The organism is Paraburkholderia sp. J69-1 (genome assembly GCF_905220255.1).
Lineage (GTDB): Bacteria > Pseudomonadota > Gammaproteobacteria > Burkholderiales > Burkholderiaceae > Paraburkholderia.
On record NZ_CAJMZG010000009.1, the window covers coordinates 231510 to 257364 of the forward strand.

25 protein-coding genes are annotated in these 25855 nt (G+C 63.3%); 10 read left to right on the plus strand and 15 right to left on the minus strand.

The window, feature by feature from the left end; genetic code table 11:
- Positions 1 to 16 precede the first annotated feature (16 nt).
- Genes U5A67_RS18390 through U5A67_RS18415 form a run of 6 tightly spaced genes read right to left on the minus strand, consistent with a single transcriptional unit; the run spans position 17 to position 7987 of the window.
- Positions 17 to 685 (minus strand): PqiC family protein, encoded by a 669-nt coding sequence (locus tag U5A67_RS18390; protein ID WP_321815599.1) that lies wholly within the window; start codon positions 683 to 685, stop codon positions 17 to 19.
- Positions 682 to 2319: an intermembrane transport protein PqiB gene (locus tag U5A67_RS18395; protein ID WP_205980827.1), complete on the minus strand. Its 1638-nt coding sequence runs from the start codon at positions 2317 to 2319 to the stop codon at positions 682 to 684. Before U5A67_RS18395 ends, U5A67_RS18390 begins: the two co-directional genes overlap by 4 nt.
- The gene (locus U5A67_RS18400; RefSeq protein WP_321815600.1) at positions 2312 to 3709 is read right to left on the minus strand and encodes a paraquat-inducible protein A; all 1398 of its coding nucleotides are present in this window, start codon (positions 3707 to 3709) and stop codon (positions 2312 to 2314) included. The genes U5A67_RS18395 and U5A67_RS18400 overlap by 8 nt, the downstream gene beginning before the upstream one ends.
- A 39-nt stretch (positions 3710 to 3748) precedes the next feature.
- A complete protein-coding gene (locus U5A67_RS18405) occupies positions 3749 to 5230 on the minus strand; it encodes an efflux transporter outer membrane subunit (protein ID WP_321959732.1) in 1482 nt (493 codons plus the stop codon).
- A gap of 17 nt (positions 5231 to 5247) precedes the next feature.
- Positions 5248 to 6858 carry an MDR family MFS transporter gene (locus U5A67_RS18410; RefSeq protein WP_321815602.1) on the minus strand — a complete coding sequence of 537 codons (1611 nt, stop codon included), beginning with the start codon at positions 6856 to 6858 and terminating at the stop codon, positions 5248 to 5250.
- Positions 6851 to 7987, minus strand: a complete 1137-nt coding sequence (locus tag U5A67_RS18415; protein ID WP_321815603.1) for an HlyD family secretion protein — start codon at positions 7985 to 7987, stop codon at positions 6851 to 6853. The genes U5A67_RS18410 and U5A67_RS18415 overlap by 8 nt, the downstream gene beginning before the upstream one ends.
- Here U5A67_RS18415 and U5A67_RS18420 point away from each other — a divergent pair.
- Entirely contained in the window at positions 7986 to 8795 is an 810-nt protein-coding gene (locus U5A67_RS18420; RefSeq protein WP_241023119.1) for a CerR family C-terminal domain-containing protein, read from the plus strand. The two genes, U5A67_RS18415 and U5A67_RS18420, sit on opposite strands and share 2 nt — an antisense overlap.
- A 95-nt stretch (positions 8796 to 8890) precedes the next feature.
- Complete coding sequence (locus U5A67_RS18425; protein WP_321815604.1) at positions 8891 to 9547, plus strand: glutathione S-transferase family protein; 657 nt, start codon at positions 8891 to 8893, stop codon at positions 9545 to 9547.
- Positions 9548 to 9562: 15 nt separating this feature from the next.
- On the opposite strand, the gene U5A67_RS18430 is transcribed toward U5A67_RS18425, so the two are convergent.
- Complete coding sequence (locus tag U5A67_RS18430) at positions 9563 to 9958, minus strand: hypothetical protein (protein WP_205980834.1); 396 nt, start codon at positions 9956 to 9958, stop codon at positions 9563 to 9565.
- A 264-nt stretch (positions 9959 to 10222) separates the two neighbouring features.
- On the opposite strand from U5A67_RS18430, the gene U5A67_RS18435 reads away from it, so the two are divergent.
- Together U5A67_RS18435 and U5A67_RS18440 are read left to right on the plus strand one after the other, a co-directional pair.
- Positions 10223 to 11812 (plus strand): aspartate:alanine exchanger family transporter, encoded by a 1590-nt coding sequence (locus tag U5A67_RS18435; RefSeq protein ID WP_321815605.1) that lies wholly within the window; start codon positions 10223 to 10225, stop codon positions 11810 to 11812.
- Positions 11813 to 11862: 50 nt separating this feature from the next.
- On the plus strand, positions 11863 to 12858 hold the full coding sequence (locus U5A67_RS18440) for a 2-hydroxyacid dehydrogenase (protein WP_205980836.1): 996 nt from the start codon (positions 11863 to 11865) through the stop codon (positions 12856 to 12858).
- Here the strand turns inward: U5A67_RS18440 and U5A67_RS18445 are convergent.
- The 5 genes from U5A67_RS18445 to U5A67_RS18465 all read right to left on the minus strand — a co-directional run bounded on the left by U5A67_RS18445 (position 12846) and on the right by U5A67_RS18465 (position 15566).
- The gene (locus U5A67_RS18445) at positions 12846 to 13175 is read right to left on the minus strand and encodes a hypothetical protein (RefSeq protein ID WP_321815606.1); all 330 of its coding nucleotides are present in this window, start codon (positions 13173 to 13175) and stop codon (positions 12846 to 12848) included. The genes U5A67_RS18440 and U5A67_RS18445 overlap by 13 nt on opposite strands.
- Positions 13172 to 13546, minus strand: coding sequence for a phage holin family protein (locus tag U5A67_RS18450; protein WP_321815607.1), 375 nt, complete (start codon positions 13544 to 13546; stop codon positions 13172 to 13174). The genes U5A67_RS18445 and U5A67_RS18450 overlap by 4 nt, the downstream gene beginning before the upstream one ends.
- Positions 13547 to 13707: 161 nt before the next feature.
- Positions 13708 to 14568 carry a mechanosensitive ion channel family protein gene (locus tag U5A67_RS18455; protein ID WP_321815608.1) on the minus strand — a complete coding sequence of 287 codons (861 nt, stop codon included), beginning with the start codon at positions 14566 to 14568 and terminating at the stop codon, positions 13708 to 13710.
- A gap of 218 nt (positions 14569 to 14786) precedes the next feature.
- Positions 14787 to 14921, minus strand: coding sequence for a hypothetical protein (locus U5A67_RS18460; protein WP_277397883.1), 135 nt, complete (start codon positions 14919 to 14921; stop codon positions 14787 to 14789).
- A gap of 168 nt (positions 14922 to 15089) precedes the next feature.
- Positions 15090 to 15566: a MarR family winged helix-turn-helix transcriptional regulator gene (locus U5A67_RS18465; protein ID WP_205980841.1), complete on the minus strand. Its 477-nt coding sequence runs from the start codon at positions 15564 to 15566 to the stop codon at positions 15090 to 15092.
- 115 nt (positions 15567 to 15681) lie between these two features.
- On the opposite strand from U5A67_RS18465, the gene U5A67_RS18470 reads away from it, so the two are divergent.
- The 4 genes from U5A67_RS18470 (at position 15682) to U5A67_RS18485 (ending at position 20934) form a co-directional block, all read left to right on the plus strand.
- Positions 15682 to 16509 carry a p-hydroxycinnamoyl CoA hydratase/lyase gene (locus U5A67_RS18470; RefSeq protein WP_205980843.1) on the plus strand — a complete coding sequence of 276 codons (828 nt, stop codon included), beginning with the start codon at positions 15682 to 15684 and terminating at the stop codon, positions 16507 to 16509.
- Positions 16510 to 16643: 134 nt separating this feature from the next.
- Positions 16644 to 18554, plus strand: coding sequence for a feruloyl-CoA synthase (locus U5A67_RS18475; protein ID WP_321815609.1), 1911 nt, complete (start codon positions 16644 to 16646; stop codon positions 18552 to 18554).
- Entirely contained in the window at positions 18551 to 20335 is a 1785-nt protein-coding gene (locus U5A67_RS18480) for an acyl-CoA dehydrogenase (protein ID WP_321815610.1), read from the plus strand. The genes U5A67_RS18475 and U5A67_RS18480 overlap by 4 nt, the downstream gene beginning before the upstream one ends.
- A gap of 20 nt (positions 20336 to 20355) precedes the next feature.
- Positions 20356 to 20934, plus strand: coding sequence for a DUF3237 domain-containing protein (locus U5A67_RS18485; protein WP_205980848.1), 579 nt, complete (start codon positions 20356 to 20358; stop codon positions 20932 to 20934).
- A 132-nt stretch (positions 20935 to 21066) separates the two neighbouring features.
- On the opposite strand, the gene U5A67_RS18490 is transcribed toward U5A67_RS18485, so the two are convergent.
- Both U5A67_RS18490 and U5A67_RS18495 read right to left on the minus strand, forming a co-directional pair.
- A complete protein-coding gene (locus U5A67_RS18490; RefSeq protein WP_321815611.1) occupies positions 21067 to 21489 on the minus strand; it encodes an organic hydroperoxide resistance protein in 423 nt (140 codons plus the stop codon).
- A gap of 80 nt (positions 21490 to 21569) precedes the next feature.
- Positions 21570 to 21818 carry a DUF4148 domain-containing protein gene (locus U5A67_RS18495; RefSeq protein ID WP_321815612.1) on the minus strand — a complete coding sequence of 83 codons (249 nt, stop codon included), beginning with the start codon at positions 21816 to 21818 and terminating at the stop codon, positions 21570 to 21572.
- Positions 21819 to 22186: 368 nt separating this feature from the next.
- On the opposite strand from U5A67_RS18495, the gene U5A67_RS18500 reads away from it, so the two are divergent.
- Complete coding sequence (locus tag U5A67_RS18500; protein WP_321815613.1) at positions 22187 to 23587, plus strand: amidase family protein; 1401 nt, start codon at positions 22187 to 22189, stop codon at positions 23585 to 23587.
- A 211-nt stretch (positions 23588 to 23798) separates the two neighbouring features.
- Positions 23799 to 24842 carry an alpha/beta fold hydrolase gene (locus U5A67_RS18505; protein WP_205980853.1) on the plus strand — a complete coding sequence of 348 codons (1044 nt, stop codon included), beginning with the start codon at positions 23799 to 23801 and terminating at the stop codon, positions 24840 to 24842.
- Between the two features lie 99 nt (positions 24843 to 24941).
- On the opposite strand, the gene U5A67_RS18510 is transcribed toward U5A67_RS18505, so the two are convergent.
- Positions 24942 to 25508 carry a thioredoxin family protein gene (locus U5A67_RS18510; protein WP_205980854.1) on the minus strand — a complete coding sequence of 189 codons (567 nt, stop codon included), beginning with the start codon at positions 25506 to 25508 and terminating at the stop codon, positions 24942 to 24944.
- Between the last annotated feature and the right edge of the window lie 347 nt (positions 25509 to 25855).

Genomic DNA, 25855 nt, shown 5'->3' on the forward strand with positions numbered 1-25855 from the left:
AGCCGCGCGGATAGGACTAGACCGGACAGCGCAGCGATGCTCCTTTTGCCCGCCCGTCGCTCATTGCACGAATGCCGTGCGCAATGGATTGCGACAGCGCATCGACCGCATGACGATGACCCGCCACGAGGGCGTCGTAACCGTTGCTCACGGGCTCGTCGATTACGCTGCGGCAGGTCATCACCGTTTGCGTATCGAGTGCGCGCACGCTCCACACCGCGTCGACCAGCGCATGCGAGCCGGGCCACGATTCGAAGCGCTGCACGTTCACGCTCACGCGATAAACCGGCACGTTAGCCGGATGCGGCGAGCCATACACGTCGATGGTGTTCAACTGCCGCGTGAGATCGCCCGAGAGCGCGCGGCGGATTTCGTCGCCGGGCATCGACGCCCAGCGTTCCTGTTCCAGCACCTTCACCTGGGTGGCGTCGGTCTGCACGACAAGCTGCGTCTTCGCGACCTGCGGCGGTACATCGACCGGCGCAAGCTCGATGAGCCACGCCGGATTGCCCGCGCCAACCGGCGCGGCGGCCTGCGAAGTGCGTGCGCCATCGCCGCTCGGGCTCAGCGTGTAAAAGCGGCTGGCGGGCGAGGCGCAGCCCGCGAGCGTTGCCGCGAGGGCGAACGCCGAGGCGCACGTCGCAAGCGCGGTGGGAAGCCGCGGGTTAAGCCGGCGAAACGTCATGGCGTGTCTCCTGATTTGCCGCGCAGCAGCGATTCGGGGTGGCGCTCCAGATAATCCGAGAGCGAGTTGAGCGATTGCAGCGTGCGCGTGAGTTCCTGCAGCGCCTGATGCACGTCCGACTGCAACGGCGAGTCCTGCTGCAACGTGGACTGAGCGGCGCTGAAGGTCTTTTGCGCTTCGTCGAGCGTGCCCTTCATCTGCGGCAGCAGTTCGTTGTTGACCTTGCCGAACAACTGGTTCGCGCTCTTGAGCGACTCGTTCAGGTTATTGCCGATCTTGTCGAACGGAATCTGATTGAGCTTCTTCGTGATGTCGGCGACCTGCTGTTGCAGTTCTTCCAGCGAGTTCGGCACCGTCGGCAGTTCCATCGGGTCGCTGTCGAGGTTGTACTTCGCAGGCGGCGAATTCGGGAACACGTCGAGGGCGATGTAAAGCTGGCCCGTCAGCAGGTTGCCGTTACGCAATTGTCCGCGCAGGCCCCGCTCGACGAGGCGCTGAATGAACTCGCGACCTTGCGGCGATCCTGGCTGTGGCGTGGCGCCGCCGCGGTTCTTGCGCACGAGACGCAGCGGGTACAGATCCATCGTCACCGGCATGGTGAAATTGCGCTGCTTCGGATCGTATTCGATGCCGATATCCGTCACCTGGCCAAGCGCGATGCCGCGGAAATCCACCGTCGCGCCCACGGAAAGGCCGCGCAGCGACTGGTTGAAGTACATCACCACGCGTGACGGTGTGCCGTCGGGCTCACGCATGGCTTCGCTTTCGTCCGAGGCGAGCGTGAAGGTGGCGTTGTCGGGCGCCTGCGGGCCCATCGCGCGGCCAGTCGGCGCCTGAAACGCCAGACCGCCCGCCACGACAGTCGCGAGCGACTGCGTGTTGACCTTGAAACCGCTGGCGTCGAGCTTCACGTCCACGCCACTCGCGTGCCACCAGCGCGTATTGGTGCCCACGTACTGATCGTAGGGCGCGCGCACGAACACCTGCACGCTCACGCCCGCGCCATCCTTGTCGAGCGCATAGCCGGTGACCTGGCCGACCTGAATGCGCCGATAGAAAATCGGCGTGCCGATATCGAGCGAACCCAGATCCGCGCTATGCAGCGAGTAGCGATGACCTTTCTCGTCGATGGTCACGGCGGGCGGCGTTTCCAGTCCGGTGAAGTCGCTGGCGGTTTCGTCGGAACGGCCGGCATCGGCGCCAATGTACGAACCGGAAAGCAGCGTGCCCAGGCCCGATACGCCGCCCGCCCCCACGCGCGGACGCACCACCCAGAAGCGGCTGTCCTTGCGCGCGAAGTTCTCGGCGTCCTTGGTGAGCTCGACCGTCACCAGCACGTGCGAGAGGTTGGGCGAGAGCTTGATGGCGCGCACCGAGCCAATCTCGACTTCCTTGTATTTGACCTTCGTCTTGCCGGGTTCGAGCCCTTCGGCGGACAGGAACGTGATCGTGAGCGTCGGCCCGCGCATGGCGACGGACTTCACCACCAGCGCAATGCCGATCAGCGCCGCAATGAGCGGCACGATCCAGACGAGCGAGGGCAGCCAGCGTCTGGGCTGGACGATCTCGGGCTCGCTTGCGCCCGGAACGTGGTCGTCGCCGGAAGGCGTGTGGGTTCCTTTCGGACTAGTCATGCGGATGTTCCATGGTGTATTGCGAGGGTTCTTCAGCGACCGGCGCGGCGCGGGAAACCGGGTCCCAGATGAGTCGCGGGTCGAACTGCATCGACGCCAGCATCGTCAGGATGACGACCGCACCGAAGGCGATGGCGCCCGGGCCCGCGGTGACCGTGCCGAACGTGCCGAAGCGCACCAGCGCAACGGTGAGTGCGATGACGAAGATATCGAGCATCGACCAGCGGCCGATGACTTCGACAACGCGATAAAGCGTCGTGCGTTCCGCGGTGCGCCATCTGGAGCGCCGCTGCGAAGTCAAGGCGAGGAGCGCGAGCGCAGAAATCTTGAGCATCGGCACCATGATGCTGGCGATGAAAACGATGCTCGCGATCAGCCATTCGCCGGTCAGCCAGAAGTGGACGATGCCGCTCAGGATGGTGTCGCCGCGATCATGTGCGAGCGTCGCCGTGTTCATGATCGGCAGGACGTTTGCAGGAATGTAGAGAATCGCCGCGGCGCTCAGGAACGCCCAGGTGCGCCGCAGGGAGTCAGGCCGACGCAGGTGCATCGGCGCATGGCAGCGCGTGCAGCGCGGCTTGTGCTGCTTGTGTGACGTGTGAGGCGTGCGCGCGAGAAGCTGCCACGACTCCAGCTGACCGCAGACATGGCAGCAGGCCAGACCGGCGTCTTTGGCGGTGACGTGGCCCGCGGCACCATCGGCACCCTCGGCGCTGGAGTCGCGCGTTGAGCGCAACTTCGGCGCGTAATGGCCCGGGTCGTTATCGCCGCCGATTAGTGGTGCGCGCAACGAATCCGCTATCTCCCAGAGCCTGCGAAAATCGAACATCGCCACGACGGTCAGCATCAAGGTCAGCGCCGCGAAAGCGAACAGCGCGGTCTGCGGCATCACGCGCGAGATGCTCACCAGTTTGACGATGGCGACCAGAATGCCCACCATGAAGACTTCGAGCATGCCCCACGGCCGCACGAACCCGATCACGTGCATCACGTGGCGAAAGCCGGGCGGAACGACGCCTCGCCGGATCGGCAGCAGCAGATAGAGCAGCGCCACGATCTCGACGAGCGGAAACAGCACCGTCGCGCAGAACACCAGCGAGGCGACGGCGTACATGCCCTGGCTCCACAAGACCGCGAGCGCGCCGATCAGGCTCGATTCCGAGGTGATCCCGTTAGCGTCCAGCTCGATGATGGGAAACGCCTGCGCGATGATGAAGGTGACGAGCGCGGCGACGGTGATGGCGCACAGGCTGTCGAGTTGCGCGGCGCTTTCCCGGTAGAGCGTCGAGCCGCACCGCGAACAGCACGCGGTCTGGCCTCCGGGCAGGAGGCGAGGCCTGCGGAAAAGGGCGTCACAGTGGCGGCACGCTACGAGTGTGGGGTATGGCATCAAAGACAACGAAGGGCAAAATTCAACAACGGTCGGCGATCATGTTTGCGGCTGTTGCCAACCGAGGCCCAGGCTTTTCTGCAGCGAAACATAATCCTTGAGCAGTTCCGCTTGTCCCGCGACGACGTCCTGCTGGGCCGAAAACTCGGCACGCTGCGTGTCCAGCAGATCGACGAGACTGACGGTGCCCGCGCGATAGCGCTGCCGCGTCAGTTCCGCCGAATGCACCGCGGACTTCTGGACCTTCAGCAGCGTCGCCAGGTGTTCGCGCTGGTAGCCGTAGCGCGACAAGCCGTCGTTCGCATCCTGGAGCGCGCCCAGTACCGCCTTTTCGTAGTTCGCGATGGCTTCGTCACGCGACGCTTCTGCGCCGTGCACGGCGCCCAGCGTGCGGCCGAAATCGAACAGGTTCCACGAGAGATAAGGCGCACCCAGCCAGGTGGTGTTTTCCTTGCGGAACAGGTGGCCTGGATCGGCGGCGGAATAACTCAGATCGCCGTACAGCGTGACCTTCGGGAAAAAATCGGCGATGTGTTCGCCAATTTGCGCGTTGCTCGATGCGAGACGACGCTCCGCTGCGCGAATGTCCGGGCGCTGCGCGAGCATTTTAGCCGGATCACCCACGGCTACGTCAGTTGGCAGGTTCGGCAATGCACTCGCCTGCGCCAGTTCGGCGTCGAGCGCGCCCGGCGCCTTGCCCGTGAGCACGGCAAGCTCATCGAGCGAGATTTCCACCTGGGAGGCGAGCGGCGTGATGGTCGAGCGGGTGTTTTCGACCTGCGTCGTGAGGCGCTCGACATCGACATCGGCGGCCGTGCCGCCCGCGCGTCGCTGCTCCGTCAGCGTGAGACTTTTCTGCTGCAGTTCGGCCGTGCGCTGCGCGATGAGCAGGCGCTGCTGCTGGTCGCGCAAGCCGATATACGCCTGGGCGACTTCGGCGGCCAGCGAAACCTGGGCATCGGCGAGATCGGCATTGACGGCTTCGGACTGCGCATCCGCGGCTTCGATCGCGCGGCGCGTGCCGCCGAACAGATCGATTTCCCACGAGGCATCGAAGCCTGCGGTGTACAGCGAAAGCGGACCGCGTCCCGATGAACCCGCGCTCGAATCGGCCGACGACAGCGCGCTGAGATCGGGCTCGCGCATGCGTACTGTCGCGGCATCGGCGGAAAGCTTGGGCATTTCGGCCGCACGTTGCTGCTGCAACTGCGCGCGCGAGGCGCGCAGCCGTGCCTGCGCCGCGCGCAGATCCGGGTTATGGGCGAAAGCGGCCGCGATCAACGAATCGAGTTGCGCATCGTTGAGCGCCAGCCACCATTGATTCGGCGCGGGCGAGGTGGCGACGACGCCTTTCGCGGGAGCGCGCACGAAACTGGCGGCGCTGGCCGCTTCGGGCGCAACCGCAGGCGCGCCGTGATAATCGGGCCCAACCGTGCAGGCGGCCAGCAGGCACGCGGCGCATGCCACGGCGATTGCACTGACTGCGCTCACGCGAGGGCGGAGGGAATTGGTTGCCATCATGTTCGATTCAATACACTTCAATGAGCTTCTACCGGAGCCGCGCCGGGACGCGGATTCTTGAGCAGGAAGGCGAGCGGAATGCAGGCGAGCAAGGCGACGCCGAGCACCCAGAACGTTTCCGAATAGGTGATGACGATCGACTGCGTCTGGATCTGCGCAGCCAGTTGCCCCAGCGCCTGCAGCTTCGCGTAGGTCATGTCGCCGGTCTGCGCAAAAAAGCTCGCCGCGCTCGCGACGATATGTTCCTGTCCGATGATCGAGTTATTCGTGACGGCCTCGCGAAGCACGGCCGTATGGAAGGTTTCGCGCCGATCGATCAAGGTGCCGATAATCGCCAGGCCGACCGAGCCGCCGAGATTGCGCGCCATGTTGTAGATGCCCGCCGCGTCGCCGGATTCTTCGCGCGAGACGGTCGCCATGGCCGCCTGATTGAGCGGCATCATCGAGAGAATCTGCCCAATGCCGCGTAGAAGCTGCGACCAGGTGAAATCGTGGCCGACACTCAGCGCGGTCAGCGTGGTGTCGAGCATGCAACTCCACGCGAAGAGCAGCAGCCCCGTGATGACGAGCGCACGAATATCGAACTTGCCAAGCAGGCGCGGCAGGATCGGCATCGTCAGCATCGCGGGAATGCCGGAGAGCAGCATGACCATGCCCGATTGTTCGGCGTTATAACCGGCAACCTGACTCAGAAACTGCGGCAGCAGATACGAAATGCCATAGAGACCCGCGCCCACCATAAAGACAATCACATTCACGCTGGCGAAACGCATGTTGCGCATCAGCGAGAGGCGCAGTATCGGCTTTCTTGCGACATACTGCGAGATCCCGATCAGCACCATGCCGAAGAGCGACACAAAGGTGAGGCTGACGATCATCTGCGATTCGAACCAGCGTTCGCGCTGTCCTTCTTCCAGCACCACGGTGAGCGAACTGAGACCAATCGCGAGCCCGACGATGCCGATCCAGTCGGCCTTCAGGAATTCTTCCCAGTGCGGACGATCGGGGCCGAGCCCGTAAATCAGCAGGCCAATCAGCGCGAGGCACACGGGAAGGTTGACGAAAAAGCACCAGCTCCAGCTGATGTTCTCGGCCAGCCAGCCGCCGACCACCGGACCCAGCAACGGCCCGAGCAGCGCGGTCAGGCCAAACGCCGTCATGCCGATGGGCAACTGCGAAGGTGGCAGGCGCGTGCGGATAATGGTCTGCGCAGTCGGGATCATTGCGCCGCCCGTGAAGCCCTGGCCGATGCGCCCAATAATCATCACGGCGAGCGAGCCCGACCAGCCGCACATCATCGAAAAGCCGATGAACAGCGTCGCGTTGGCGAGCAGGAAGTTGCGCAGGCCGAACACGCGCGTGAGCCACGCGGCGAGCGGAATCATGACGATTTCGGACATCAGGTAGCCCGTGGAAATCCACGTGCCCTCGGTGCCGGTCGCGCCGATTTCGCCCTGAATCTGCGGCAGCGCCGAGTTCGTGATCGAGATGTCGAGCGTGGCGATCAGCGCGCCCAGCGCGCCCGCCGCAACCGCAATCCAGTCCGAGGCGCTTGCGCGCTCGCCCTGAGCATGCGGCGCGCTCGTCGTACTTACCGCACTTACCGAAGCCGTGCTTGCGTTACTCACGATGATTCTCGGCGTCGATGCGGTGCTCGTCGTCGCGCGAGGATCGGGTATCGACTTCGGCGGTCACGGACATGCCTGGCAGCAGCACCTTGCGCGTTTGCGGGCCGGTTTCCAGACGGATGCGCACCGGCACGCGCTGGACGATCTTCGTAAAGTTGCCGGTCGCGTTCTCCGCGGGCAACAGGGCGAACTGCGCGCCCGTGCCCGGCGAGAAGCTGTCGACGACGCCGTGCAGCTTGTGACCGGAAAGCGCATCGACGGAGATGTCCACCGGCTGACCGATGCGCATGCGCCCGATCTGCGTTTCCTTGAAGTTGGCTGTCAAATAGATGTCCGCGACGGGGACGACCGACAGCATCCGCGTGCCGGGCTGCACGAACTGCCCGACGCGCACCGTACGGTCGCCGACGCGGCCCGCGATGGAACTCGTCACCACCGTATGGTCGAGATCGAGCTGGGATTGTGCGGTGCTCGCTTTGGCGGCTTCGAGTTGTGCGCGCGCCTGACCGAGTTGCGCGGTCAGTGCGCCCACCTGCGAGCGGGCCGATTCGACAGCGGCGTGATCGGCGGCCAGCGTGGCCTGCGCCTGATCGCGCGAGCTTTTGAGTTCCGAGAGCTTTTCCGCGGTTTCCGCACCGGACGCCACGAGCGGCGTGTAGCGCGCGACTTCGTCCTGCGCATGGCGCAGGCTGACGCGCGCCACGTCTTCCTGGGCGAGCGCCTGGGCAATATTGGCGCGCTGCTGCGCGAGTTGGGCGTTGGCGTGTTCGATGTCGGCATTGCGCGCATCGACGGTGGCTTTGGCCTGTTCGAGCGCCGCCTGGTACTGCCGGGTGTCGAGCCGCACCAAAGGATCGCCGACCTTGACGACCTGGTTGTCCGCCACGAAGACATCGGTGATATAGCCGCTCACCTTGGGAGCGACCGTCACGCTATCGGCTTGCAGATAGGCGTCGTCGGTGCTCTCGATAAAACGCCCGACCAGCCACCAGTGGCCCGCCCAGCTTGCCCCGCCGATCAGCGCTACGACTGCGGCCCCAATCAGCATGCCGCGTTTCGAACCGCGCGTTTGCGCGCTTTGTTGTGTGTCCTGGCCTTCGCGGCCCGGCGCCCCTGCTGTCGTCGACATGGTGTGGAAAACCCCAATTTATTCCAATTGGACGAATTATTCCATCCGGAAAATATCTGTCAAGTGTTATATTTTGGAAGTTTTCCTACTGAATCTTTTTCCTATGTCTGAATCCCGGCGCCCGCGCCACCCGGCAGAAGGTGGCTACGCACGCGGCGAAGAAACCCGTAAAAAGCTGATCGACGCCGCCATTTCCCTGTTTGGCCAGTACGGATTCGCCGGTGCTTCGACACGGGACATCGCGGCCCGCGCGGGTGTCAACGCGCCTGCGCTGCAGTATTACTTCCAGAACAAGGAGGGCGTTTATCGGGCCTGCGCCGAGGCACTCGTCGACGATGCCCTGCAGGTTCTGGAGCCGGCGCTCGTGCAGGCGCAGGAGACGCTGAAAGGCGACAAGCCCCAGAGCGAACTGGTCGACGCCTTCATCGACCTTCAGTGCGCCATTGCCGATCTGATGTTCAGAAAGGGGCGCGAGACCGACCGCCGGCTTTTCTTTGCGCGCGAGCAAGGCGGCGGCGAGCCGGAAATTGGCTCGCAAGTGTTGCGCGATCGTCTGCGTACGCCGATGAACAAGGTGAACGCCGCCCTGATTGCGCGCATCACAGGACGTGAAGAAAACGATCCGCTGACCATCGTGCGCATGATCAGCATCTGGGGGCAGTTTTTTGCGTTCCATGTCGCGCGCGAGTCGACGTTGTCGATGCTTGGCTGGGACGAGATCGACGGTGAAAACGCGGAGTTTGTGAAAGCCACCGTGAGTGCGCAAACCCGCTCGCTGCTGCATTCCTGGCAAGTCGAGGCCAGATGAGCGGCGTTTCTCCGGTTCGTTAGATCGTGGAAGTTTTATGATGGAGAGCGGCAAATCCCGGATGCTTTTTGTGTTGCTGCACAGGAGATCTCACGATGTCGCTCGCGCTCTACGGTCATCCTTTTTCCTCGTACACGCAGAAGGCGCTGATTGCGCTGTACGAGAACGCCACGCCGTTTGAGTTTCGCGCCATCGGGCCGGACTCGCCGCATTCGGCCGAGTGGTTGCGGCGCTGGCCGCTGCGCAAATTCCCGCTGCTGCTGGACGGCGAACGCCATGTCGCCGAGTCCAGCATCATCATCGAATATCTTCAGCAGGCCCATCCCGGGCCCGTGACGCTATTGCCCGCCGACCCGCAAGCGGCGCTCGACGTGCGTTTTCTCGACCGTTTCTTCGATCTGCATGTGATGACGCCGATGCAGCGCGCCGTCGATGGCGCGTTGAGCGGCGACGCCGCGCGGCGTGAAGAAGGCCTGGCGTGGGCCGCGCAGAAACTCGATCTGGCCTACGCGTGGCTCGACGAGGAACTGGCTGGCCGCACGTGGGCGGCAGGCGAGGATTTCACGCTGGCCGACTGCGCGGCGGCGCCTTCCTTGTTCTACGCGGACTGGACCCATCGCATTCCCGAGGCGTTTGCGAATTTGCGCGCGTATCGGGCGCGCTTGCTGGCGCGTCCTTCGTTTGCGCGCGCGGTGGAAGAGGCGCGGCCGTATCGGCCGTTCTTTCCGCTCGGTGCGCCCGATCGCGATTGATGCAATGCGGCGACGCTAACCGACGAGACGCGCCCAGACATGGCGTAAGCGCCGCGCCCGGTCTTCGAACAGAAATGACGCGCCCAGCGTAATCAGCCCCGAAACCATGCCGGTGAGCAGCGCTTCGGGAAAGACGTAATGGCTGGGATGCGAGTAGGTATCGCCGATGGCCGTCAGCGCGCCCATGACCAATGCGTTGCCATAACGATTCGAATAGAGCTTTGCCAGCGGCGTGAACGTGAGCAGCACGGCCAGCAGGCCGGTGAAGAGGCCGGTCTTGAACGCCAGCGCCCAATGCGCGGCGCTCATGATGTTGGTCCAGCTGCCGGGCATGCAGGTCATGCAGGCGCTGGTCGGTTGCCAGAAACGCTGCACGAACAGGCGGATACGGCGCTTCCAGTCGGTGGACATCGGCAGGTCTCCAGGCGCGGGCTGGCGGCATGATCGATAAGCCATAAGCCGCCGTCCGACTTGAAGCATGCTACACCAGCGCGCGCCGCGCTCAAGCCGTGCACGTGTATGCAAACATCGGCAATCCGCATGCGCGCTGGGCGCGTCTTTCCAATTCCGCGCTTTCAATTGAGCGCTTTAAACGCAGCGCGCGAAAGAATGGTCTGTAATGCGAGGCAGCGAGAGGCGGTTTCAGCCTCCGGTTCGTCGACAAGGATGCCTTGCATGGACGCGATCAAGACGCTGCTGGAAACCCAGCCATTGCTCACGCTCTTCGTGACAGTGGCGCTGGGCTATGTGGTGGGCGAGTTGAGCATCAAGGGCGTGTCGCTGGGTTCCGGCGCGGTGTTGTTCGTCGGGCTTGCAATAGGCGGATGGGCGCCGAAGTCCGCGCCGCCTGCCTTGCTCGGCACGCTCGGCCTGCTGCTGTTTCTTTACGGCATCGGCATTCAATACGGCGACCAGTTCTTCAAAGGGCTGACGAGCGCCAACGGACTCAAGGCCAACGCGGCGGCGATCCTCGGTGTGATCGGCGCGGGTTTCGTGGCGATCGCACTGGTGCCCTTGTTCGGCGTGCGGCTCGATCAGGCGCTGGGCATGTTCGCGGGTTCGGGCACGAGCACCGCCAGTTTGCAGGCCGCCATGGCCGCGATGAAAAGCGATGGCGCGACGGTGGGTTACAGCGTTTCCTATCCTTTTGGCGTGGCCGGGCCAATTCTGTTTCTCTATGCGCTCGGCGCCGTGCTCAAGCCCAAAATCGTGCCGCCGCCGCCCAGGCTGATAGAGACTGCCGAAATCGCGCTCAGGAACCCCGATCTGATCGGCCTGAAGCTGTCGGAATTGATCCAGCGCCTGCCGCACGGCGTCTTTGTCGCGGCGGTGCGGCGCGCTCATCACAACCAGCAGCCCGAAGCCGATCTCGTGCTTCAGGCCGACGACGTGCTGCTCGCCACCGCCACCGATCCGCTGCTGCTACGCGACACCACGGCTTTATGCGGCGAGTTGCAGCCGGGCCGCATGACCAACCATCGCGAAGATCTGGCCTATATGCGGGTGTTCGCGTCGAGCCGGCTGGTGGTCGGGCATGCGCTGCGCGATCTGCGTTTTCCTGATGGCGTTGCCTGTTCGATTGCGCATGTGCGGCGCGGCGATGTGGACATGATGCCGGGCCAGGAGTTGATCCTCGAATTCGGCGACCGCGTCGGGCTGCTGGCCAATCAGGTTCACCACAAAAGCATGCGCGCGTTCTTCGGCGATTCGATCAAGGGGACCGCTGAACTGAGCTTTATTTCGATCGGCGTGGGCGCGGCGCTCGGGCTGATCGCGGGCGTGATTCCGGTGCCGATTCCAGGCGTTGGCCACCTGACGCTCGGTCTGGCGGCGCTGCTGCTGGTGGCGCTGTGTCTCGGACGCGTGCGGCGTTTTGGCCCGTTCGTCTGGACCATGCCGCTCACTGCCAATCTGGTGCTGCGCAATTTCGGCCTGACGATCTTTCTGGCGCAGGTGGGCATGGCGTCCGGGCCCAAGTTCTTTGCGACAGTCGGCACAACAGGCGTTTCGTTCCTGCTGTATGGGCTGGTCATTGTGCTAGCGTTGCTGATCATCACGGCGGTGTGCTGCCTGTGGATTTTCCGTCTGCCGTTCGACGCGGCGATGGGCGTACTCAGCGGCGCGACCGGCAACCCGGCGATTCTGGCGTTTGCCAACCGCGTGGCACCGACGGATCTTCCGGACGTCGGCTACGCGATGATTTTCCCGTCGATGACTATTGTGAAAACTCTGTTCGTGGAGATCGCCGTCGCGTTGATGCGCTGACGCATTGACGACGAAGCCGTATTTCACGAATCTTTATCCGGAGCAAGTAGATGGATATCGCCGTATTCAGTGCCAAACCTTATGACCGCGAGTTTCTCAATGCCGCGAATGCCGGTCACGGCCATAAACTCAGATATCTCGACGATCCACTCAATGAGGATACCGTAGGATTGGCGGCGGGCCATCGCGCGATCTGTATCTTCGTCAACGACAAGGCCGACGCCGGTATTCTCGAAACGCTCGCGCGCGGCGGCACGGAACTGGTCGCGTTGCGCTGCACCGGTTTCAATAATGTCGATCTCAAGGCCGCTGCGGATATCGGCATCAAGGTGGTGCGCGTGGTCGATTACTCGCCCAATTCGGTTGCCGAGCACGCCGTTGCGCTGCTGATGGCGATCAATCGCAAGGTTCATCGCGCCTATAACCGCACGCGCGATTTCAATTTCGCGCTCGACGGGCTGATGGGTTTCGACCTGTGCGGCAAGACCGTTTCCGTGATCGGCACGGGCAAGATTGGCCGTGCGTTTGCGCGCATCATGGTGGGCTTTGGCTGCGATGTGATTGGCTACGACGCCTATCCTTCGCCGGAATTCGAAGCGCTGGGCGGACGCTATGGGCAGCCGGGCGAAATTGGCCTGAACGCCGATATCGTTTCGCTGCATTGCCCGCTGACGCCACAGACCTACCACGTCATCAACGCCGATACGCTGGCGCGCGCCAAGCGCGGCGCGCTGCTCATCAATACGAGCCGTGGCGGACTGATCGACACCGAGGCGGCGCTGGCGGCGCTCAAGAGCGGGCAACTGGGCGGGCTGGCGATCGACGTGTACGAGCAGGAAGCGGATGTGTTCTTTCGCGATCTCTCCGGCACGATCATCGACGACGATGTCCTGCAACGCTTGATGACGTTCCCGAATGTGATCGTGACCGGGCACCAGGCGTTTCTCACGCGCGAAGCCGTTTCGACGATCTGCGAAACGACCTTGCGCAGCATTGCCGAGTTCGAGCAAGGTCAGCCTCTGACCAACGAAATTCACGCGGAATGATGCGGGCGCGTCGAACGCGCGGACTGGATGCGGACGTTGTGCGCGATCCAGCCCAGCCAGCCGGAGCGCGCCATCATCGGCAGGACGCGCTTCGGCCCGAACACCACCGTGCCGAGTAGCGCCGATCCCAGCAGCGTGACGCGCGGCGCGCCAGCCAGCGCGCGGCCAAGATTCGCGATCGACAGCGACTGACCGCGCGGCGCGGCAAGTCCCAGCCGCAAGCCGATATTGGCGAGCAGCAGTTCTGTGCGTGCCATTTCCATGCGGGTGAGCAAGGCGGCTTCGCGCGCGTGGCGCAGGCGGGTACGTCGATTCATTTGAGCGCCTCTTTGACCGTTTCGACATCGGCTCGCAACTCGTCGCGCAGTACTCCGAACGATTGTGCGTGCCGTTGTGCGCGGAAAATCAGCAGCGCGGCGAGCGAGAGCAGGAGCCAGACCGCAGCGATGCCCCAGACTACCGCGAGGAAATACGCCGTATTCCACGCCGAGGCAATCAGCGCGAAACAGAAGAACGACAGCGTGAAGAGCAGGGTGACCGCCAGTGCCACCAGCGCGAGCATTTCGCGCATGATGCGTGCACGTGTCTCGGCCAGTTCGATCATGAACAATTCCCCGTAGTCCGTCATACGGGCGATGAGGAACCGCGACACATTGCGCCAGCGGTCGAGCTTTGCTTGCATCGACATGGCCATCCTCCCGCAAAATGCTGCGCTGCGAATGCGCTGTTTAGCAGCGGGTCGCGCACCGGTCTTGCGCGACGCCCGAAACGGTCGCTATTGCCTCAACTGCCCCCAACGGCGCGGCGCTCCTGATGCGCGAGCGCGCGCTTTTTATACGGCGCTTCCCGTTACGAATGCGATAGCGCCGCGTTCATTTCATCGCGCTCATGCCGCGCGGGCGTGCCCGTCACCGCCAGTCCTGCGCTGTCCAGCGCCTCGCGTGCGTGGGCACGCAGATCGTCGGCGGCGTAGGCCGCATCGGCGTTGCGCACCCATGCGGCGATGCGCAGCCGCACGCCTCCCTTCGACGGATAACTCTCGACGGCAACGGTCGGCGCGAGCGTGTTGCCGGCCAGCACGCGCGGCTCGCCGGCAACCATTTTCTTGAGTTCGCCGATGGCGGAATCGACCTGATCGCGGCGCGCGAGATCGACCGTCACGTCGACACGCTGAGTGCCGCCGCTGCTGTAGTTGATGACGGGATTGCTCCAGATCTGGCTGTTCGGCACGAACACGTCGTTGCCGTCGCCGCGCTCGATGCGCGTGGTGAACAGGCCCACTTCGCGCACGATGCCCGCTGCCGCGCCGCTGCCTTCGATCACGTCGCCGGCGCGGAACGGCCGCAGCATCAGCAGCATGATGCCGGCCGCGATGTTCTGCAGCGTGCCCTGCAAGGCAAGGCCGATCGCCAGCCCGGCCGCGCCGAGCGCAGCCAGCACGCTGGCGGTTGCAATGCCGATTTCGCTCAGCGACGCGACGATTGCGATCACCCGCACGGCCCACGCGGCGATGCCGGCGAGCATGGGCGCGAGCGTCGGGTCCGCGTGCGAGCGGGCGAGCATATTGGCGAAAAGCTGGGCAATACGGTTCGAGATCCACCAGCCGATCGCGATGATGAGCACCGCGACGATCAGATGGAGAACGTCGTGCGTCACCGTCGCGAGCAGCGACGGTTGCAGATGGAAGAGCCGATTGAAGAATTCGTCCATGGTTCAGGGCCACCGTTGTGATGGCACTGACACAGCAGGCGGCGTGCCCGTGAACGGGGCCGCAACAATGGACAGGGCGCGCATGCGAATCTGCGCGCCCGAAAAACCGGCGTTCTACAGGCACACACGACGCAAACGCCAGAAGCACAACGCTTCCGGCGCGCGGTGATGCCTTACAGCAAGAGCACGAATACGGGCAGACTCTGCCCGCGGGCCGCTTAGTAGCGGCGCTGGGCTTCTGCGAGCAGTTCGCAGTATTCCAGGTGGCGGTTGAGCGCCTTCGTGCCAAGGCGGCTGAGCGCCTCAACAGCGTGATTCACGTTAGACGAAAGTGCAGCGATGAGCGCAGCCATGATGTCCTCGATTCGATCAGGGTGATTACCTAGGGGTTTTCCCTATTATAGGCTCCCCTTCCTGGAATGCAAGGACGATGTGTTGCAATGCGACATTCTTGCGCGTCGATGCGTCCCCAGAATGTCCTGCGCGGCGCGCGGCGACGCTGCACATCGCTTCGAGCCGCTTCAGGCCGCCCGCAGATTCCGCACGCACGCATGCAGCAAGCCGTGCAGCGCCTGCGCAGTCTGGGCATCCATATCGTCGAGCATGGCGCCTTCCACGTGATCGGCGGCGGCGTCGCAATCCGCGAGCAGTCGCACGCCCGCATCGGTCAGCGAGAGCAACACGATGCGGCGGTTCAGCGGATCGGCGGCGCGCGTGACCCAGCCCTGCGCTTCCATCGTCTTCACCACTTCGTTGGCCGATTGCGGCGTGATGAACGAGCGCTCGGCAATCTGCGCATTCGACGATTGACCGCGCGCGCGCAACACCGAAAGCGCCGTGTACTGCGGCAACGTGAGACCGTGGCGCGCGAGCGCTTCGGCGAGGCGGCGCGACACGATGCGGTCGAGCTGGCCAATCAGATAGCTCAGGCGCATGGGCGGCACGGCGTGCGGGCTGGGTTCGGCGACAGGGGGCGTGGGAGCAGTTTTACGGGTCATCGACGTGACGTTCAGGGTTTGTACCAACGACATCATATTCTACTTTACATATCAGGTAGCCTGATAGTAAATTGAGATCAAGCCGCGAGTGCGGCAATGTCCACGGAGAAAGACAATGAGCTACGAAGGTCGCTGGAAAACGGTCAATGTTACGGTGCAGGGCGGGATCGCGTGGGTGGCATTCAATCGCCCCGAAAAGCGTAACGCAATGAGCCCGACGCTCAATAAGGAAATGATCGACGTTCTCGAGACGATCGAACTCGACCCGGAAGCGCAGGTGCTCGTGCTGACCGGCGAAGGCGATGCCTGGACGGCCGGCATGGACCTGAAGGAATACTTCCGCGAAGTCGATGCGGGCCCGGACGTGCTGCAGGAACGTATCCGCCGCGACGCGAGCCGCTGGCAATGGCAGTTGCTGCGCATGTATTCGAAGCCGACCATCGCGATGGTCAACGGCTGGTGCTTCGGCGGCGGGTTCTCGCCGCTGGTGGCCTGCGATCTGGCGATTGCCGCCGACGAAGCCGTGTTCGGCCTGTCGGAAATCAACTGGGGCATTCCGCCGGGCAATCTGGTCAGCAAGGCGATGGCCGATACGGTGGGTCACCGCCAGGCGCTGTACTACATCATGACGGGCGAAACGTTCACGGGCCCGCAGGCCGCGCAGATGGGCCTAGTCAACAAGAGTGTGCCGCGTGCGCAACTGCGCGAGGAAACGCTGGCGCTGGCCGCAAAGCTGCTCGACAAGAATCCGGTAGTGCTTCGGAATGCGAAGCATGGCTTCAAGCGCAGCCGCGAACTGACGTGGGAGCAGAACGAAGATTATCTGTACGCCAAGCTCGATCAGGCGAACTATCGCGACAAGGAAGGCGGCCGCGAGCAGGGCCTCAAGCAGTTCCTCGACGACAAGAGCATCAAGCCCGGTCTGCAGGCTTACAAGCGCTAAACGCGCATCCGCAGTCCACGCAAAAAGAAGCCACGCCGCTCGCGGATACCCGCAGAGACAAAAAGCACGAGCGGCGTCCCAACCGGGATAATCAGGACTAGCAGGACAAAGCTGGAACAACCAGGAGACAGGTTTTGGTATCGGACCACAACCACGCAGGCGGCGCACCCGGATACCGGGGCGTGGCCATCGGTTCCGTCTCGCCGCGTATCGAGCGGCGCGGCGAGTGCTGGTATCTGGAGGCGGGCGAGCCGCTGGGCGCCTATCCCGAGCGCTTCACCGACCGTCTTGAGCGCGGCGCGCTCGACCACCCCGACCGCCTGCTCGTGGCACGCCGCGACGCAAACGGCGCATGGCAGGGCGTCACTTACGCGCAGATGCTCGAACAGGCGCGCGCGATCGGCGCGGCGCTGTTGCAGCGCGGCCTGAGCGCGGCGCGGCCCGTTGCGATTCTTTCGGGCAACGGCATCGAACATCTGCAGATGGCGTTTGGCGCGATGTGGGCCGGCATTCCGTATGCGCCCATTTCGCCAGCCTATTCGCTGTTTTCGGGCGATTACGGCAAGCTGCGCCATGTGCTGGAACTGCTCACGCCGGGCCTCGTTTTCGCCGACGATATCGACGCTTACGCGCAGGCACTGGACACTGTGCTGCCCGCCGATGTCGAACGGGTGAGCGCCGCGCCTTCGCAACGCGCAAGTGCGCCCGTCACGCGTTTCGCGGCGCTGCTCGACACGCCGCCGCAAGCCGCCGACGCCGCGCACGCGGCAATCGACGGCGACACCATCGCCAAGTTTCTCTTCACTTCGGGATCGACGCGTCTGCCCAAGGCCGTGCCCACCACGCACCGCATGCTTTGCGCGAATCAGCAGATGCTGCTGGAGACGTTCCCGCAATTCGGCATCGAAGCGCCCGTGCTGGTGGACTGGCTACCGTGGAATCACACGTTCGGCGGCAGTCATAACGTGGGCATCGCGCTGTATAACGGCGGCACGCTTTATATCGACGACGGCAAGCCCGTGCCTGGCAAGTTCGAGGAAACGCTGCGCAATCTGCGCGACATTGCGCCGACGATCTATTTCAACGTGCCCAAAGGCTGGGAAGAACTGACCGTCGCGCTCGAAACCGATGCCGCGCTACGCGAGCGCTTTTTCTCGCGTGTGAAGATGTATTTCTTCGCGGGCGCAGGACTTTCGCAGGCGGCGTGGGAGCGGCTCGAACGCGTGACGCTCGCGCATTGCGGCGAGCGCATTCGCATCATGGCGGGGCTGGGCATGACGGAGACGGCGCCCTCGTGTCTGTTCACCACGGGGCCGGTGGCGCGCGCCGGTTATATCGGCCTGCCTGCGCCGGGATGTCTGGCCAAGATTGCGCCGGTGGATGGCAAGCTGGAAGTGCGTTTTCGCGGCCCGAACGTGATGAGCGGGTATTGGCGCGCGCTGCCCGAGCATGCCAAAGACGTGTTCGACGAAGAGGGTTATTACCGCACCGGTGACGCCGTGCGCTTTGTCGATCCGCAGCAGCCGGAACTGGGTCTGGCCTTCGATGGCCGCATCGCCGAGGACTTCAAGCTGGCGTCGGGCACCTTCGTGAGCGTCGGGCCGATGCGCGCGCGCATCATCAGCGAAGGCGCGCCGTATGTACAGGACGCCGTCATCACCGGCATGAATCGCGACGATGTGGGCGTGATGATCTTTCCGCGCCTCGATGCGTGTCGCAAGCTCGCGGGGTCCGGCAATCAGGCGAGCGCAGCGGACGTGCTCGCCGCGCCTGCCGTGCGTGCGTTCTTCGCGGCGCTGGTTGCGCGACTGAATGCGAGCGCTACGGGTAGCGCAACGTATATCGCGCGTCTGCGTTTGCTGGCAGTGCCGCCTTCGCTCGATCTGGGCGAGGTCACGGATAAAGGCTCGATCAATCAGCGCGCGGTGCTGCAACATCGCAATGCGCTGGTCGAAGCGATGCACGCACCCGATGCCGATGATCCCGATGTGTTGCTTTCGGCGCCACGTAACGTTGCCGTTGCGCGGCAGGAAAACGTCTCATGACATCGACGTATCGGGCGCCGTTGCGCGATATGCGCTTCGTGATCGACGAATGGCTGGACGCCGCCGCATGGTGGCGCGAAGTTCCCGCATGGGCCGATCTGGATGCACAGACCGCGCAGCAGGTGCTCGAAGAAGCGGCGCGCTTCGTGCAGGAGCGCGTCGCACCGCTCAACGCGAGCGGCGACACCGAAGGCTGCCGCTTCGAGCACGGCGAAGTGACGATGCCAGCGGGTTTTCGCGAGTCTTACGCGGCGTATGTGGAAGCAGGCTGGCCGACGCTCGCGCTCGATGTCGAGAGCGGCGGTCAGGGCTTGCCGCAACTGCTCGACGTGGCCTTGCAGGAAATGCTCGCGGGCGCGAATCACGCGTGGCTGATGTCGCCGGGACTCACGCATGGCGCGACGGCCTGTCTCGCCGCATATGGTTGCGCGCGCATCCAACGTGACTGGCTGCCGAAGGTCGCAAGCGGCGCGTGGCTCACGACGATGTGCCTCACCGAGCCGCAGGCGGGCAGCGATCTCGCGCTGCTGCGAACACGCGCCGTGCTTGATGTATCCGACGCGGATGGCGATCGATACCGCATCGACGGCACGAAGCTCTTTATCACGGGCGGCACGCACGACCTGACCGACAACATCGTTCATCTCGTGCTCGCGCGTTTGCCCGATGCACCTGCGGGCACCAAAGGTCTATCGCTCTTTGTCGTGCCCGCGTGGCTGGACGATGGACGAACACGCAATGGCGTGCATTGCGAAGGCATCGAAAAAAAGCTTGGGCTCAAGGCGAGTCCCACCTGCACGATGCGATTCGAAAACGCGCATGGCTGGCTGGTGGGAGAGGCGCATCGCGGCCTGGCGTGCCTGTTCGTGATGATGAATGCGGCGCGCCTGCAGGTGGCGATGCAGGGTGTCGGTCACGCGCATACGGCGTGGCAGCGTGCATCGGACTATGCGCAGGAACGCGTGCAGATGCGTGCGATCAGCGCGCCGCCGAATGCGGACCATGACCCGCAGCGGCCCGCGCCTATTGCGTTTCATCCGGCCATGCGGCGCATTTTGATGGAATTGCGGGCGATGGTCGAAGGCGAGCGCGCGATCGGCTATTGGATTGCGCATTGGCTCGATATTTCCGCGCATCACGCCGATCCTGCTGCGCGTGGCGAAGCGCAGCGGCTGGCTTCGCTGCTTACGCCGGTTGCGAAAGCGTTTTTTACGGCCAATGGTTTCGCGGCCGCGTCGAATGCGCTGCAGGTGTTCGGCGGCTACGGCTATATCCACGAATATGGCATCGAGCAAACGTTGCGCGATAGTCGCGTGAGCATGCTTTATGAAGGCACGAACGAGATTCAGGCGATCGATCTGCTGATTCGCAAGATACTCGCCGACGATCAGGCGGCTCTGGCGCTCTTGCTCGCACATGTGCGCGCAGAAGCACAGCAGAGCGAAGGCGGTGCGCAACTCGGCGCGCTGGCCGACGACGTGGAGCGCGTCACCCATCGCATCGCGCGCCATCATGCCGAAGATTCCGAAACCGCCTACCGTGTCGCTGACGATTATCTCGCGCTGATCGGCTGGCTGCTGCTGGCGTTCGCCTGGACGCGCACGTTGCGGTTGGCATCGTCACCGGAGCGCACGGTTAGCGACGATCCCTTTTACGCCCAGAAGCGCGAGACCGCGCGTTTTTTCTTCGACTATCCGCTGGCGGCGTTCGCGCATCGTCTTGCATTGGTCGAAGCGGGTTGCGCTGCGCCGTTGCCGCATATCGCGCCGGCATTGCTGTAATTTATTACAAAGGATACCGAATGAACAAGTTATTCCGGCGTCTGTTCGCCTCCGCGTTCGTGACCTTGTGCGTGGGCCAGTCGCTCGCCGCCGAAGCCGATACACCCAACGTCACCTTCGATCCGCCCAAACCGCATCTGACTTATATGGGCCGCTTCAGCGTCGATTTGACTGCGCCGATCTGGGAACTCGGGGCGAGCAACGATGCGGGCAAACGCCGCATCATTCCGATCACGGGTGGACACGTGGAAGGGCCGCTCGTGAAGGGCGAAATCCTCAACAACGGCGCGGACTGGCAGGTCGTGACGAAAGACGGCGTGGCGATGATCGACACGCGCTATCTGCTGAAGATGGACGACGGCGAATATGTCTATCTGCAGACGCGCGGCATGCGTTACGGTCCCGCCGATGTGCTCGCCGATGTTGCCAAAGGCAAACCTGTCGACCCGTCGAAGTATTACTTCCGGCTTTATATGAACTTCGAAACGTCGTCGAAGAAATATGCGTGGCTCAATCGCGCGATGGCCGTGGGTTACGCAATGCGGCTAGGCAATGCGGTGGTGTACGACGCGTATCTGCTCGATAGCGCGGCGCAGTAAATATCGCATCATATTTCCAGCGCTGCTGGAGGTCCGGACGGTCGAGCAATGCCTGATCGGTAATAATACGCGCCGCCTTTCGATACGGATTACGTACGAAAGGCGGCGCGCACTGATTGGAAGCCGATTCGCTTACGCTTCAGCTACCGCAATTTCCACATCGATATTGCCGCGCGTGGCCTTCGAATACGGGCAGGTCTGGTGCGCCATTTCCACAAGACGCTGCGCCACTTCGCGTTCCACGCCCGGCAGACTCACATTCAGACGCGCGCGCAGCGAATAGGCGTCGTCGCTTTTCACAAGGTCGATTTCCGCATCGACCGCCGTTTCGCGCGGCAGCGCCACCTTCAGGCGCCCGGCCGCCAATCCCATCGCCCCAATGAAACAGGCCGACCAGCCCGCGCCGAACATCTGTTCCGGGTTGGTGCCCGGCGCGCTCGCTCCAGGCGGCGCGAGCTTGACCTCGAGGCGGCCATCGTCGCTGCGGGCGGCGCCGTCGCGACCGCCGGTGGTGTGGGTCTTGCCGGTATAAAGGACTTGTTCTGCGTGGCTCATGATGATTTCCGGGTAGATTGATAGTCTGTTTAATCGCCTGGTTAAAGCGCTATGCAAACTGAATTGATTCGCGAGGTGAATCAGCTACCGCGATAGAGATTGCGCAGGGCGTCGAGTTGGCCGTTCTGTTCGGCATTCACGAGTTCCTGACGCACCTGGGCGCGGGTGATCTTTGCGTTGGCGTTTTGCTGAACCGGCGTCCACGCTTGCGCTTGTGCTGCTGCCTGCGTGGCGGTATCGGCGGATGCAGGCACGGCTGCGAACGAAGCGGAAGCGGCAACGAGTGCGGCACCTGCGGCAAAAGCCAGAGCGATCTTCGAAACTTGCATGACGTTCTCCTTGAATCAGTAGATGAGAAAGGGACTACCGCTTGATCGACCTGCCTGGCCGTCCTTGTTCACGGCTTGAAGCGTTGTCTGCGGCGTTGACGTATTAAAACCAGCGGACGTATCTGGCATGTTTCGCCAACGTGCCGTATTGCAATTCCCTGTATCTGGGCAACGCGCAGATACATAGAGACACAAACCCGGCCACCCGCGCGGCGTCAGGCCCACGCGGCCCGATGCGAACGCACGCTGGACACAATCCAGATACATGCGGCTGCTTCAATCGCTTCCACGAACCCGAAGCCGGGCGCTCACCACCTGTGAACTCAAGGCTTCAGTCATTCATTTCAGTCATACATCACGGAGGATTCATGTCTGAACTCTGGCAATTGACGGCAGCTGAACTGGCAAGACATATCAGGTCGCGTGAAGTCTCGGCGCGCGAAGCAGCGGAATCGGCGCTTGCGCGGCTCGATGCGGTGAATCCGATCATCAATGCGGTCGTGGCCGTCCATCCGCAAGAAGTGTTGAAACAGGCCGATGCCGTCGATCAGGCCATCGCACGCGGCGAAGATCCGGGGCCGCTCGCAGGCGTGCCGGTCACCACCAAGATCAACGTCGATCAGGCGGGCTTTGCGACCACCAACGGTCTGCGCGCCCAGCAAAACCTGATTGCCGAATTCAATAGTCCCGCCGTCGATAACCTCGTGCGTGCGGGCGCGGTATTGCTTGGGCGCACCAATTCGCCCACCTTCGCGCTGCGCTGGTTCACCTCGAATCAGGTGCATGGCCGCACGCTCAATCCGCGCGATGCGTCGCTGACGCCGGGCGGATCGAGCGGGGGCGGCGCGGCTGCCGTTGCGGCGGGCATCGGGCAACTGGCTTTGGGCACGGATATCGGCGGGTCGGTGCGCTATCCGGCGTATGCGTGCGGCGTGCACGGCTTGCGTCCGACGCTGGGCCGCGTGCCGGCGTTCAATGCTTCGTCGCCGGAACGGGCGATCGGCGCGCAACTGATGTCGGCGGCGGGGCCGATGGGCCGCACGATCGAAGATCTGCGCCTCGGGCTGGTGGCGCTGGCCGCGCCGGATCTGCGCGATCCGTGGTACGTGGCGCTGCCCGTGGAAGGGCGCGAAGTGCCGCGTCGCGCGGCGCTGTGCGTGCGTCCTGGCGGCCTGAATACGGTGAAGGAAGTCGAAGACGCACTGCGCGACGCCGCAAATCGTCTGCGCGACGCGGGCTGGCAAGTCGAGGAAATCGACGATGTGCCGTCCATACGCGAAGCCGCGCAGCTTCAGGAGCGGCTGTGGCTGGGCGATGGTTTCGACGCGCTTGCCAGCGCCGTGGAAAAGGATGGCGATCCGGGCGCGGCGGCGGTCATCGCGGCGGCGCGCGAGAAAGTGCGCGGCCTGCCCGCCGATGTCATCAGCCAGTCGCTCGTGCGGCGCACGACGCTCGCGCGCCAATGGCGGCTCTTTCTCGATCAATACGCGGTCGTGCTCATGCCGGTGTCGAGCGAGTTGCCGTTCGCCAGCGATCTCGACATGCAGGGCAAGGACGGTTTCGATCGGGTCTGGGAAGCGCAACTGACGCTGCGTGCGCTGCCGGCCGTGGGCCTGCCGGGCCTCGCCGTGACGACGGGCCTCGTGAACGGCGTGCCGGTGGGCGTGCAGATTGTCGCCGCGCATCATCGCGAAGATCTGTGCCTGCTTGCGGGCCGGGATATCGAAGCGCGTGGCGTGCCCGCGTCGCCGGTCGATCCGCGTGCTTGATTGAAGCCGTGCATGAAGCCACGCATGAAACCCGTGCAGGCGCGGCAATTTTGATTCGCTGTGTGTACGTAAAGCGGGCAGACACATTGGGATACATGGCGTCTGCCCGCTTCCGATATAAATGCCCTGCAGCCCGCCGGCTGCCTGTTTGACGAGGCCGAGTCATCCCGATGTCGCCTCGTACCTGTCGATCAACAAGGAGAAAAGCGTCATGTCAGATCCCGTCAATGTCCGGCGTCGTCGGATACTCGGCACTACGTTGGCGAGCCTGAGCCTCGCGGACCTGGGCCTGAGCAGTCTGGCCCACGCGCAGTCCCAGGACGGCGCCGCGTCGAACACGCGCACGGGCAGCGGCGTGTCGTTCGGGCCGATCCAGCAGATCGATGCGGGCGTGCTGAATGTGGGCTACGCGCAAGCCGGTCCGACGAACGGTCAGCCGGTGATCCTGCTGCATGGCTGGCCGTACGACATTTACAGCTTCGTCGAAGTCGCGCCGATGCTCGCGGCCGCCGGTTATCGCGTGATCGTGCCGTATCTGCGCGGCTATGGATCGACGCGCTTTCTGTCTGCCGACACGCCGCGCAATGGCCAGCAGGCCGTCACGGCCGTCGATATCGTCGCGCTCATGGACGCGCTGAAAATCGATCAGGCCATTTTGGGCGGCTACGATTGGGGCGGTCGCACGGCCGGTTGTATCGCCGCGCTGTGGCCCGAACGCGTGAAGGCGCTGGTTTCCGTGAGCGGTTATCTGATCGGCAGCCAGGCAGCGAACAAGAATCCGCTGCCGCCGAAGGCCGAATTCCAGTGGTGGTATCAGTTCTATTTCTCGACCGAGCGCGGCGCGCAAGGCTATGCGGCGAACCGCGATGCCTTCAACAAGCTGATCTGGCAACTGGCCTCGCCCAAATGGAATTTCGACGATGCCACCTATGAGCGCAGCGCCGCGTCGTTCCAGAACCCGGATCACGTGGCGGTGGTCATTCATAACTACCGCTGGCGTCTGGGTCTGGCGCAAGGCGAGGCGCGCCTCGATGCCATCGAGCAGCGTCTGGCCACCGGTCCGACGATTTCGGTGCCGACCATCACGATGGAAGGCGACGCGAACGGCGCGCCGCACCCGGACCCCGCAGCCTATGCAAAGAAGTTCACCGGCAAGTATCTGCATCGCAATCTGACTGGCGGGATCGGTCATAACCTGCCGCAGGAAGCGCCGAAAGCATTCGCCGAAGCGATCTTGCAAGTGACACATCTGTAAGTTGTATTCGCAACAAAAGCAAAGCGCGCCATTTTTTTAATGGCGCGCTTTTTTATCGACCGGACTCCTTAGGAATCCAGTCTTTTTATTTCCTGACGATTAACCTTGCTTCGCATCGGTTCCCAGCAGGGTGCGAATCGTCTGCTCGGTTTCATCGTAATTGCCTTCGCCAAAATGGCTGTAGACCAGCTTGCCATTCTTGTCGATCAGATAAAGCGCGGGCCAATACTGGTTGTTATAGGCATTCCAGGTGGCATACGAATTGTCCTGCGCAACCGGATACTGAATGCCGAAGCGCTGGACGGCTTTCTTCAGATTGTCGGTATTGCGTTCGAACGGCAGTTCGGGCGTATGCACGCCGACCACCACGAGACCCTTGTCGCGATAGCGCGAATACCACTCCTTCACATAAGGCACGGTATGCGCGCAATTGATGCAGTCGAAAGTCCAGAACTCGACCAGCACGACCTTGCCGCGCAACTGCTTCAGATCGAGCGGCTGGCTGTTGATCCAGGTGTTGATGCCGGTGAAGTCGGGCGCGGGTGCGCCGTTCTGCACGGCAGCGGGTTCGGTGGCGGCGGGGCTGGCAGTCGAAGCGAATACGGCATAGGCGGCAGTGGCGGCCAGCGCCGTGGCGACGGCGGCAATCTTGAGACGTTCGAACATGACGGAATCTCCATGAAGGGTTGGGATGCGAGCCTATTGGACCGCGCACACGTATCTGCTACATGTCCCGTCCCCGTGACCTTTGCAACGCAGTGTGTCGCCGTTCGTGGCGGATACACGGCGATACAAAACGCTGGCTTCATGTCCCGAGTTCCCTGGCTGTCCTGGACCGTGTGTATCCGCATGTGTCCCATCCGCTGCGCGACACATGACGATGCGCTGCACGCGGTTTCCCGACATGCCTCCGATACATCAGGACATTGAAATACGGTTCATGGCAGGGGCGTCGCGTTGCTTCCGAATTTTCCGAATCGCCCCCTGATTTCGATGTGGATCTGTCTGGAGAC

Coding starts and splice junctions, on each gene's coding strand:
- U5A67_RS18390 (WP_321815599.1), bottom strand. CDS start 685: ATGACGTTTCGCCGGCTTAACCCGCGGCTTCCCACCGCGCTTGCGACG.
- U5A67_RS18395 (WP_205980827.1), bottom strand. CDS start 2,319: ATGACTAGTCCGAAAGGAACCCACACGCCTTCCGGCGACGACCACGTT.
- U5A67_RS18400 (WP_321815600.1), bottom strand. CDS start 3,709: ATGCCATACCCCACACTCGTAGCGTGCCGCCACTGTGACGCCCTTTTC.
- U5A67_RS18405 (WP_321959732.1), bottom strand. CDS start 5,230: ATGATGGCAACCAATTCCCTCCGCCCTCGCGTGAGCGCAGTCAGTGCA.
- U5A67_RS18420 (WP_241023119.1), top strand. CDS start 7,986: ATGGTGTGGAAAACCCCAATTTATTCCAATTGGACGAATTATTCCATC.
- U5A67_RS18415 (WP_321815603.1), bottom strand. CDS start 7,987: ATGTCGACGACAGCAGGGGCGCCGGGCCGCGAAGGCCAGGACACACAA.
- U5A67_RS18425 (WP_321815604.1), top strand. CDS start 8,891: ATGTCGCTCGCGCTCTACGGTCATCCTTTTTCCTCGTACACGCAGAAG.
- U5A67_RS18430 (WP_205980834.1), bottom strand. CDS start 9,958: ATGTCCACCGACTGGAAGCGCCGTATCCGCCTGTTCGTGCAGCGTTTC.
- U5A67_RS18435 (WP_321815605.1), top strand. CDS start 10,223: ATGGACGCGATCAAGACGCTGCTGGAAACCCAGCCATTGCTCACGCTC.
- U5A67_RS18440 (WP_205980836.1), top strand. CDS start 11,863: ATGGATATCGCCGTATTCAGTGCCAAACCTTATGACCGCGAGTTTCTC.
- U5A67_RS18445 (WP_321815606.1), bottom strand. CDS start 13,175: ATGAATCGACGTACCCGCCTGCGCCACGCGCGCGAAGCCGCCTTGCTC.
- U5A67_RS18450 (WP_321815607.1), bottom strand. CDS start 13,546: ATGTCGATGCAAGCAAAGCTCGACCGCTGGCGCAATGTGTCGCGGTTC.
- U5A67_RS18455 (WP_321815608.1), bottom strand. CDS start 14,568: ATGGACGAATTCTTCAATCGGCTCTTCCATCTGCAACCGTCGCTGCTC.
- U5A67_RS18460 (WP_277397883.1), bottom strand. CDS start 14,921: ATGGCTGCGCTCATCGCTGCACTTTCGTCTAACGTGAATCACGCTGTT.
- U5A67_RS18465 (WP_205980841.1), bottom strand. CDS start 15,566: ATGACCCGTAAAACTGCTCCCACGCCCCCTGTCGCCGAACCCAGCCCG.
- U5A67_RS18470 (WP_205980843.1), top strand. CDS start 15,682: ATGAGCTACGAAGGTCGCTGGAAAACGGTCAATGTTACGGTGCAGGGC.
- U5A67_RS18480 (WP_321815610.1), top strand. CDS start 18,551: ATGACATCGACGTATCGGGCGCCGTTGCGCGATATGCGCTTCGTGATC.
- U5A67_RS18485 (WP_205980848.1), top strand. CDS start 20,356: ATGAACAAGTTATTCCGGCGTCTGTTCGCCTCCGCGTTCGTGACCTTG.
- U5A67_RS18490 (WP_321815611.1), bottom strand. CDS start 21,489: ATGAGCCACGCAGAACAAGTCCTTTATACCGGCAAGACCCACACCACC.
- U5A67_RS18495 (WP_321815612.1), bottom strand. CDS start 21,818: ATGCAAGTTTCGAAGATCGCTCTGGCTTTTGCCGCAGGTGCCGCACTC.
- U5A67_RS18500 (WP_321815613.1), top strand. CDS start 22,187: ATGTCTGAACTCTGGCAATTGACGGCAGCTGAACTGGCAAGACATATC.
- U5A67_RS18505 (WP_205980853.1), top strand. CDS start 23,799: ATGTCAGATCCCGTCAATGTCCGGCGTCGTCGGATACTCGGCACTACG.
- U5A67_RS18510 (WP_205980854.1), bottom strand. CDS start 25,508: ATGTTCGAACGTCTCAAGATTGCCGCCGTCGCCACGGCGCTGGCCGCC.